Raw genomic sequence first — 8,771 nt, forward strand, 5'->3', positions numbered from 1 at the left:
ACGTCCTGGGCCGGCCCGCCGCCGGGCACCGGGCACCGGGCCGCCCCCGGCGCCGACGCGCTCGACGACGCCCAGCGCCGCGCGCTCCACGCGACCGCGGACGAGCGCGACATCGCCACGCTCACCGAGCCTCCGCCCATGACCGCCTACGGCTGCCTCGCCGACCTGGAGCTCGACGGGATGCTCGCTCTGGAGGTCTCCGGCGAGACCCAGCTGCCCCCGGTGATCGCCGCGGTGCCCTGGGCCGCGCAGGGCGCCGTCGCGTACCGGGTCCGGTGGGAGCCGCCGGAGCTGGAGGAGCTGCACGCCGAGCGGCCGTCGATCCCGCACCGCGTGGCCCGGAGCCGCGCGCTCCCCCTCGTGGTCGCGGCGACGCGCGCCCTGCACGGCGCCGTGGGCGGGGAGATCACCGACGAGATGGAGTTCGTCGTCGACCCCGGGGACCTCTGAGGCGAGGCTGCCCGCCCGGCTGCGCTGGGCCCGCCCGCTCAGCTGCCCCGGAGCGCCTCGCGCAGCGTGACCCGACCGCCGGTCTTCAGCAGCGACCGCTCGTAGACCTTCGCCCCGAGGGCCACGACCGCGACGGCGGCCACGACGAGCAGCGCGAGCGCGACCAGCGGCTCCCACCACGCGGCCTCCCCGAGGAAGAGCCGCACCGGCATCCCGACGGGCGCGCTGAACGGCACGTACGACATGACCCGCAGCACCGTCGGGTTGTCGTTGAAGAAGACCACGAGGAAGTACGGGGTCATCGTCAGGTAGATCACCGGCGTCATGACCGAGCCGACGTCCTCCATGCGGGACACGAGCGACGCCGCCGCGGCGAACATCGCCGCGAGCAGGACGAAGCCGACGAGGAAGAACAGCACGAACCACACCACCGGGGCGCCGATGAGCCCGAGCAGGTCGTCCTGGCCGGTGACCACCAGCCCGATGACGGCCACGGCGGCGATCGCCGCCGTCTGCCCGAAGGCGAGCAGGCTGTTGCCGAGGATCTTCCCCGCGAGGAGGGACCGCGCGGAGACCGTGGCCAGCAGGATCTCCACGATCCGGCTCTGCTTCTCCGTCACCGTGTTCTGGGCGATCATCGAGCCGAAGCCGGCCGCCGACATGAGGAACACCAGGCCGAACCCGAAGCTCACCAGGTAGCGGACGCCCTCGTTCATGTCGGACTCCTCGAGGAGCTCCACCTCGGGGGCGACCGACAGCACGCCGACGACGTCCAGCGGCGTCTCGTCGAGCGCGAGGACCCGCACCCCCACGGGGCTACCCTCCGCGGGCACGACGGCGGCCCGGACGTCCCCGTTCTCGACCAGCCGCCGCGCCTCCGCCTCATCGGCCGCGTCGACCGCCTCGAACCCGTCCTGCCCCGCGAGCGCCTCGGCCGCCGCCCCGACGACCGCGACACGGGTGTCGCTGTCCCGGCCGGCGAGCACCGAGCCGACGACGATCGACGCGAGCACCCCCACGAGCAGGATCGCCGTGGAGACGAGGAACGACTTGGTCCGGACGACCGTCGTCACCTCGCGCTCCGCGACGAGCAGGGCTGCCCGCACCGTGCCGGGAGCGGCCGGCCGGCCGCCGTGGCCCGCCGGCGTCCCGGCGCCCGTCGCGCTGCGGGCCGCGACGGCCTCGCCGGGGGTCCCGCTGCGGTTCCCGCGCTGGTCGACCTGGGTGCTCATCGTGCCGCCTCCGTCGTGTCCTCGTCCTTGACGACCTCGCGGAAGATCTCCGCGAGCGTCGAGCGCACCGGCCCGAACGACGCCACCGGCGCCTGCTCCAGCGCGCGCCGCAGCACCTGCTGGGCCGCGGCGTCGTCGTCGGCCTCGAAGACCGCCCAGCCGCCGTCGAAGTGCTGGACCCGGACGCCCGGGGCCGAGCGCAGCCAGCCGACGTCACCGGCCGTGTCGATCTCCCAGCGCGCGTGCCCGTAGGCGGCCCGGAGGTCCTCGCGTCCCCCCGCCGCGCGGATCCGGCCCTGCGCGATGACGACGAGGTCGTCGCAGAGCCGCTCGACGAGGTCGAGCTGGTGGGAGCTGAAGATCACCGGGGCGCCCTGGGCGGCGTACTCCGACAGCACCCCGACGACGACGTCGACGGCCATGGGGTCGAGGCCCGAGAACGGCTCGTCGAGGACCAGCACCTCCGGCTCGTGCACCAGCGCGGCCGCGATCTGCGCGCGCTGCTGGTTGCCGAGGGACAGGTCGTCGAGCCGGTCGTTCATGCGCTCGCCCAGCCCGAGGCGCTCGAGCAGCGCCGTCGCGCGCCGCGTGGCAGCCCCCCGGTCGACGCCGTGCAGGCGTGCGAGGTAGGTGATCTGCTCCAGGACGCGCATCTTCGGGTACAGGCCGCGCTCCTCGGGCATGTAGCCGAAGAACCGCCGCTCGGCGGCGTCGAGGTCGGTGCCGTCGAGGGTGACGTGCCCGGAGTCGGCGGCGAGGACGCCCAGCACGATGCGCATCGTCGTCGTCTTCCCGGCGCCGTTCCCGCCGACGAAGCCGGTGAGCCGGCCGCGCCGGACGTCGAAGGTGACGTCGTCGAGCACGAGCCGGTCGCCGAACGACCGGTTCACGTGGTGTACCTGGAGCATGGTGGTCCCTCTGTCGGTCCGGCGGCGCCGGTCGGGGTGGACGGGGCGCCGCGCACGCCTCGGCGTGACGACTCCACCCTAGGAACGGGCCGCAGCCGGCGGATCAGGCGGGGGTCGGATCCTGCACCTCAGTCCCGCGGCGGACGGCGGGGTGGTCCTCAGCGCTCGTGCGTGCGCACGACGCCGTGCTCGTACGCGAAGACGACGGCCTGGACCCGGTCCCGCAGGTGCAGCTTCATGAGGACGTTGGACACGTGCGTCTTCACGGTCGCGCGGCCGAGGACCAGCTCGGCGGCGATCTCGTCGTTGGCGAGCCCGCGAGCCACGAGGCGGAGCACCTCGACCTCCCGCTCGGTGAGCGAGGCGACCGCGGCCGGGAGCGCTCCGTCCTCCGGGGGAGCCGGCCGGTCCGCCCCGTCGAGCGCCCGGGCGATGACGGCCCGCGTGACCTCGGGGGCGAGGAGCCCGTCCCCGGCCCCGACGGACCGCACGGCCTCCACGAGCTGCTCGGGCCGGCTGTTCTTCAGCGGGAACCCGCTGGCGCCGGCGCGCAGCGCCTCGAGCAGGTAGTCGTCGCGGTTGAACGTCGTGAGCATGAGGACGGCGGACCGGACCTGCGGGTCGGAGGTCAGGAGGCGCGTCGCCTCCAGACCGTCCATGCCGGGCATCTGCACGTCCATGCAGATCACGTCCGGCGCCAGGCGGGCCGCCTGGGCGATCGCCTCCCGGCCGTCCCGGGCCTCGCCGACCACCTCGATGTCCGGCTGCGCGTCGAGGATCGTCCGGATCCCGGCCCGCAGGAGCGCCTGGTCGTCCACGAGGAGCACCCGGACGGGCCGCGCGACGTCGTCGTCGGAGGCGGCGGTCGCGCGCTCGGCCGGGGTGCTCATGCGAGCTGCTCCTCGGGCAGCGGCGCCGGGGGGGCGGCCGGGGCACTCGCCGGCAGCGCCGGGCTCGCTGCGAGCGGCACGTGCGCCCGGACGAGGAAGCCCCCGCGCGGCCGCGGGCCGGCCTCCAACGTGCCGCCGTCGGCCGCGACGCGCTCCCGCATGCCCACCAGGCCCAGACCGGACCCGGTGGACGTCCCCCGTCGCGCCCCCACGCCGTCGTCGGTGATCTCGATCTCCACCCCTGCCGGCACGTACCGCAGGCGGACGTCGGCGGTGGCCCCCCGCCCGGCGTGCTTGCGGGTGTTGGTCAGCGCCTCCTGGGCGATCCGGTAGAGGTTCAGCGACACCAGCGGCGGGAGGGGGCGCGGCTCGCCCACGACCTGGAACGACACCGGGAGCCCCGTGGCGGCGGTCTCCTCGACCAGCTGCGGCAGGCGCTCGACGTCGAGCGACCCGACGGCGTCGTGCCCCTCGCCGGCACCGGCGTCACGGAGCGTGCCGAGGATGCCCTGGAGCTCGTCGATGGCCTGGCGCGCGGCCTCCTCCACGTGCTCGAGCGCCTGCGACGCCGCGGAGGCCTCGGCCGGCAGGAGGGTCCGCGCGGCGGAGGCCTGGACACCCATGAGCGAGACGTGGTGCGCGACCGCGTCGTGCAGCTCGCGCGCCAGCCGCAGCCGCTCCAGCGCCACGGCCTGGGACGCGACGACGCGTCGTTCCGCCTCGAGCTCGCACGTGCGCGCCTCGACCCGGGCGCGCGCCCGGGCGGCGTTCCAGGCGTTCTCCCCGAACCAGTACGCCGCGGCGAAGTAGGCGACGTTGGTGAGGAGCTGGATGAGCAGGAAGGCCACGAGCGGGGAGAAGACGCCGGCGCGGGACAGGTCCGGCAGGGCGTCCGGGTCCGTCGTGGAGTGGAACAGGGCCACGAGGAGCCAGACGAACATCGCCACGATGACGGCCCCGCGGACGACCCCCGCCCGCCGCCGGTCCCCCGCCCAGGCCCCCACGGTGTACAGGGCGAGGAACAGCGCGATGTTCGCCACGAGGGTCTCGGGCACGCGCGTGCTGCCCAGCACGATGAAGGTCGCCCCGACCACCACGAGCACGAGGCACGGCCGACGACGGCGCAGCGCGAGCGGGAGCGTCACGCCCGCCAGGCAGAGGACGGACAGCCACGCGGGCGCCGGGTCCTCGTACATCCCGGCGACCTGCCACAGGGTGAAGGACAGGATCGAGGCGACGAAGAGGCCGACGGCGAGCAGCACGTCGTTGCGCAGCGCGTCCGCGTCCGGCGCCGCCCGCGTCCACCCCGAGACGTCCGGGTCCGGGGGCCGGTCCCGGGTCGCGGCCGTCGAGGCGCCGACGGGTGCCCCGCTCCGGACCCGGTCCTCCCCCGCACGCACGACGCCACGCTAGCCCCTGGCACCGGCACCGCGGCTCCGCCCCGGGACGGGATCGTCCGGCGCGGGACCGGGCCGCCCTCCGCCGCGGGACGGAGGGCACGCCGCGCGAGGAGCCCCACCGGCTCCGCACGCCGGCCCCGCCCGCCGGCCCGCGCCAGCACTGTCGGTCCCCGCCCCCGAGGAGCATGATGGACAGATGCGGCGAACGGCGGAGTTCGATGCGTTCGGGCCGTGGATCGACGAGGTCCACAGCCCCGAGGACGTGCCGCGCCTCTTCCGGGACCGGCCGGTCGACCTCGAGCGGGCGCAGATCGTGCTCAAGGTCCCCCGCCGGATCTCCCGGCGCGACGCGAACCCGGACATGGACCTCTACGACCACCTGGTGGTGGTGGACGACCACGGGATCGAGGTCCGCTCGCGCGAGGGCTCGGCGTACCGGCGGGACCGGGTCGAGCACGAGCGGATCGCCGTCGTGCACAGCAGCGTGGACCTGCTCGACGGTCGCTTCCACGTGCTCGACACGTCCTCGGGCGCGTCCTCCCGACGCCTGGGGTTCCGCTACAACAGCGTGTCCCACGAGCTCGTCGAGCAGCTCGTCCGCGTGCTGCGGTCGTCCGTCCCCGGACGGCCGGGGGCACCGGGCGACCACGCCGCACCCGACCACCCCCTGCAGCTGGGGCTGCACGACCTGGGCGACGCCGAGGTGGCGCTCGTCACCGAGCAGCGCGACATCACCGAGCACGAGCGGGACATCGTCCCGGTCGCGGCGCACGGCCGCCGGACGGTCGCCCGCCGGGGCGGCGCGCTGCACGGGGTCCTCGACGTGCTCCGGCCCGTCACCCTCCAGGGCGCCGTGGTGTGCGCGACCCCCGCCGAGGTGCACCTGGTCCACCGCCGCACGTGGTTCACGACCGGGCGCACCCCGGTGAGCTCGGTGGCGCACACCGTGTGGCTGGTGCCGCACGTCACCCGCGTGACGGAGCACCCGTCCGAGCGGTACGAGGGCGTCGAGGTGGTCACGGTGACCAGCGGCCAGGCCGAGGTGGAGGTCCCGTTCCCCGAGGGCACGGACAGCGGGACCGCGTTCCGCCGGGCGCTCATGGCGGCGTCACCGCACTGAGGCGCGACCTCGGCCGACCCGTCGGCCCGACCCGCCGGTCCGACGCACCCGGCCGGACCGACCGACCGACCTGACCGTGCCCCCTGCTCAGCCGTCGGCCTGGGCCCGGCGCACGGCGGGGAGCAGGAGCTGCGCGACGTCGACGACCTCGACCGCCTCCGCACCGGCGGCCGCCCCGCGGTCGTTCGCCGCGACGCCGTCGGTGAGCATGATCGTGCAGAACGGGCAGCCGGTCGCGATGGTGCGGGCGCCGGTGCCGATCGCCTCCGCCGCGCGGTCGGTGCTGATCCGCGTGCCCGTCGTCTCCTCCATCCACACCCGCGCACCGCCGCCGCCGCAGCAGAAGGACCGCTCGTGGGACCGCGGCATCTCGGTGACCGCGAGGCCCGGGACCGCCGCGAGCAGCTCGCGCGGGGGCGTGTAGACCTGGTTGTGCCGGCCGAGGTAGCAGGGGTCGTGGTACGTGACCTGCCGCGCCGGGTGGGGCCGGCCGTCGTCGTCGGCGCCCTGCGCGGGGACGCCCGGCTCGCGGACCTCCTCGACCACGGTGAGCCGCCCGTCCGCGAGCAGCCGCTCCAGCAGCTCGGTGTGGTGCACGACCTCGAACTGACCCCCGAGCTGGGGGTACTCCCGCGCGATGGTGTTGAAGCAGTGCGCGCAGGTGACGACGATCCGCTGCGCCTTGACCTCGGTGAGCACCTCGACGTTCGCCTGCGCGAGCATCTGGAAGAGCATCTCGTTGCCGGCCCGGCGCGCCGGGTCGCCGGTGCACTGCTCGCCGTCACCCAGCACCGCGAAGGAGACGCCGGCCGTGTCGAGCAGCTCGGCGACGGCCCGGGTCGTGCGCTTGGCCCGGTCCTCGTAGGCGCCCGCGCAGCCCACCCAGAAGAGGTACTCGACCTCGGACGCGTCCTCGACGTCGACGCCGACGACGGGCACGGGGAACGGCAGGTCCTTGGCCCAGGCGAGGCGCTGGCGCGCCGGCAGCCCCCAGGGGTTGGCCTGCTTCTCGAGCTTGGCGAACATCGGCCCCAGCTCGTCGGGGAAGGCCGACTCCATGAGCACCTGGTTGCGGCGCAGGTCGACGATGTGGTCGACGTGCTCGATGTCGACCGGGCACTGCTGGACGCACGCCCCGCACGTCGTGCAGTCCCACAGCGCCTGCGGGTCGACGACGTCCCCGACGAGGGACAGCACGTCGAGGTCCGCGTGGGAGTCCTGCGCCGACCCCGCGGCGCGTCCGGCGGGCAGCGGCACGTGGCCCGTGGTGGCCGTGTGCCCGGCCGGCTCCGTGGACGCGTTCGCGGCGACCGTGAGGTACGGCGCGGTCGCGTAGGCGTGGTCGCGCAGGGCGAGCACGACGAGCTTGGGCGACAGCGGCTTGCCCGTGTTCCAGGCCGGGCACTGCTCCTGGCAGCGCCCGCACTCGGTGCACGTGGAGAAGTCGAGCAGCCCCTTCCAGGAGAAGTCCTCGATCCGGCCGACGCCGAGCGTCGCGTCGTCCGGCAGGTCCTCGAGGGCGGCGAAGTCCACCGGCTTCCCGCCCGCCCGCACGGGCGGCAGGGGCCCGAGCGCGGGCGACCCGTCCGTCTCCCGGCGAGCCCACACGTTGACGACGGCGAGGAACCGGTGCCACGAGACGCCCATCGCGGGCCGCATCCCGACGACGACCATCCACAGCATCGACGTGATGATCTTCAGCAGCGCGACGACGACGACGGCGGCCTCGAGCGTCGCCGTCGGCAGCCCGACGAACCACTGCCCGAACCACGCCGTGAGGGGGAAGTGCCACAGCAGGCCGGCGGTGTCCTCCAGGACGAGCGGGCCTGATCCCTCGGAGACCGGCGGGGCCGCCGCGAGCGCGTACTCCAGCCCCCGAAGCAGCAGCACGCACACGACGACGGCGGCGATGATCGCCTCGACGAAGTACGCCTGGCCCCGGTTCGACCCGAAGAACCGCGACGCGCGCGGCCCCTCCGGCCCGCCCGGGCCCGCGGCGTCGTCGGCGGCCGGCAGGTCCTGCTCGCGGCGCGCGCCGGACACCCGCGTCCCCGCCCGCTCACCGCGCCGCGGGTGCTCGCGCTGCCGCACGAGGACCAGCGCGACGATCCCCAGGAGGCCGAGCCACGCGAACACCTCGACGAGCCACTCGAACGGCGGGAAGTGGCCGACGACCGGCAGCACGAAGGACGGGTCGACGATCTGCCCGTAGCCGGTGATCAGGGTGAGGAAGAGGACCGGGAAGCTCACCATGACGACCCAGTGCGCGACGCGCACGAACGGGCGGTGCCGGAAGCGCCCGTGCCCGAGGACCTCCTTGACCACCAGCCACGTGCGGCGTCCGGGGTGCGTGGTGCGGTCCGGCGCCGGGGCGCCCCGACCGACCGTGCGCACGATCGCCCGGACCCCGAGCACGAACGCGGTGACGCCGACGACGGTCGCCACGACGGCGACGATCAGCGCGATGATCTGCAGGCCGTCCACGCAGGACACCGTAGACCCGGGCTCCCGGGCCTCCCGCTGCGGCCTGCCGGGTGCCACCATGGAGGGACCGGACCTCGTCCCTCGGGGGGCAGTGATGCGCGTGCGACCGTCGTCCCACCGGCCGGGCTGGGCGCCCGTGCGGACCCTGCCCGCACGCCCCCTGTCCCTGAGCACCCTCCTCGCGCTCACGGCCGCCCTCGCCCTGGCGGGCTGCGTCGCCGACGACGGCGCCGAGGACCCCGGCGCGGCCGGCGGCACCCCGTCACCCCCCGCCGCCACGAGCCCCG

At 75.3% G+C, this 8,771-nt stretch carries 6 protein-coding genes and 2 pseudogenes; 3 read left to right on the forward strand and 5 right to left on the reverse strand.

Annotation, left to right across the window (positions count from 1 at the left end):
* Nucleotides 1-450: pseudogene (locus N866_RS21420) on the forward strand (hypothetical protein); the annotation flags it as partial.
* Between the two features lie 38 nt (nucleotides 451-488).
* On the opposite strand, the gene N866_RS13505 reads toward N866_RS21420, so the two are convergent.
* The 4 genes from N866_RS13505 to N866_RS13520 all read right to left on the reverse strand — a co-directional run bounded on the left by N866_RS13505 (nucleotide 489) and on the right by N866_RS13520 (nucleotide 4,880).
* Nucleotides 489-1,682: an ABC transporter permease gene (locus N866_RS13505; protein ID WP_081802644.1), complete on the reverse strand. Its 1,194-nt coding sequence runs from the start codon at nucleotides 1,680-1,682 to the stop codon at nucleotides 489-491.
* Nucleotides 1,679-2,590: an ABC transporter ATP-binding protein gene (locus N866_RS13510; protein ID WP_034227241.1), complete on the reverse strand. Its 912-nt coding sequence runs from the start codon at nucleotides 2,588-2,590 to the stop codon at nucleotides 1,679-1,681. The genes N866_RS13505 and N866_RS13510 overlap by 4 nt, the downstream gene beginning before the upstream one ends.
* Nucleotides 2,591-2,748: 158 nt before the next feature.
* Nucleotides 2,749-3,480 carry a response regulator gene (locus N866_RS13515; RefSeq protein ID WP_052023044.1) on the reverse strand — a complete coding sequence of 244 codons (732 nt, stop codon included), beginning with the start codon at nucleotides 3,478-3,480 and terminating at the stop codon, nucleotides 2,749-2,751.
* Nucleotides 3,477-4,880 (reverse strand): sensor histidine kinase, encoded by a 1,404-nt coding sequence (locus N866_RS13520; protein WP_081802645.1) that lies wholly within the window; start codon nucleotides 4,878-4,880, stop codon nucleotides 3,477-3,479. The genes N866_RS13515 and N866_RS13520 overlap by 4 nt, the downstream gene beginning before the upstream one ends.
* 196 nt (nucleotides 4,881-5,076) lie before the next feature.
* Here N866_RS13520 and N866_RS13525 point away from each other — a divergent pair, with 196 nt between their 5' ends.
* On the forward strand, nucleotides 5,077-6,000 hold the full coding sequence (locus tag N866_RS13525; RefSeq protein ID WP_034227243.1) for a hypothetical protein: 924 nt from the start codon (nucleotides 5,077-5,079) through the stop codon (nucleotides 5,998-6,000).
* 87 nt (nucleotides 6,001-6,087) lie between these two features.
* Here the strand turns inward: N866_RS13525 and N866_RS13530 are convergent, their stop codons facing one another.
* Complete coding sequence (locus tag N866_RS13530; protein ID WP_034227245.1) at nucleotides 6,088-8,484, reverse strand: (Fe-S)-binding protein; 2,397 nt, start codon at nucleotides 8,482-8,484, stop codon at nucleotides 6,088-6,090.
* Nucleotides 8,485-8,542: 58 nt separating this feature from the next.
* On the opposite strand from N866_RS13530, the pseudogene N866_RS13535 reads away from it, so the two are divergent.
* Nucleotides 8,543-8,771: pseudogene (locus tag N866_RS13535) on the forward strand (hypothetical protein); the annotation flags it as partial.

It is taken from the genome of Actinotalea ferrariae CF5-4, from assembly GCF_000603945.1.
GTDB lineage: Bacteria > Actinomycetota > Actinomycetes > Actinomycetales > Cellulomonadaceae > Actinotalea > Actinotalea ferrariae.

Excerpts from the sequence above, each read along its gene's own strand:
- N866_RS13505 (WP_081802644.1), bottom strand. The coding sequence starts at position 1,682 with ATGAGCACCCAGGTCGACCAGCGCGGGAACCGCAGCGGGACCCCCGGC.
- N866_RS13510 (WP_034227241.1), bottom strand. The coding sequence starts at position 2,590 with ATGCTCCAGGTACACCACGTGAACCGGTCGTTCGGCGACCGGCTCGTG.
- N866_RS13515 (WP_052023044.1), bottom strand. The coding sequence starts at position 3,480 with ATGAGCACCCCGGCCGAGCGCGCGACCGCCGCCTCCGACGACGACGTC.
- N866_RS13525 (WP_034227243.1), top strand. The coding sequence starts at position 5,077 with ATGCGGCGAACGGCGGAGTTCGATGCGTTCGGGCCGTGGATCGACGAG.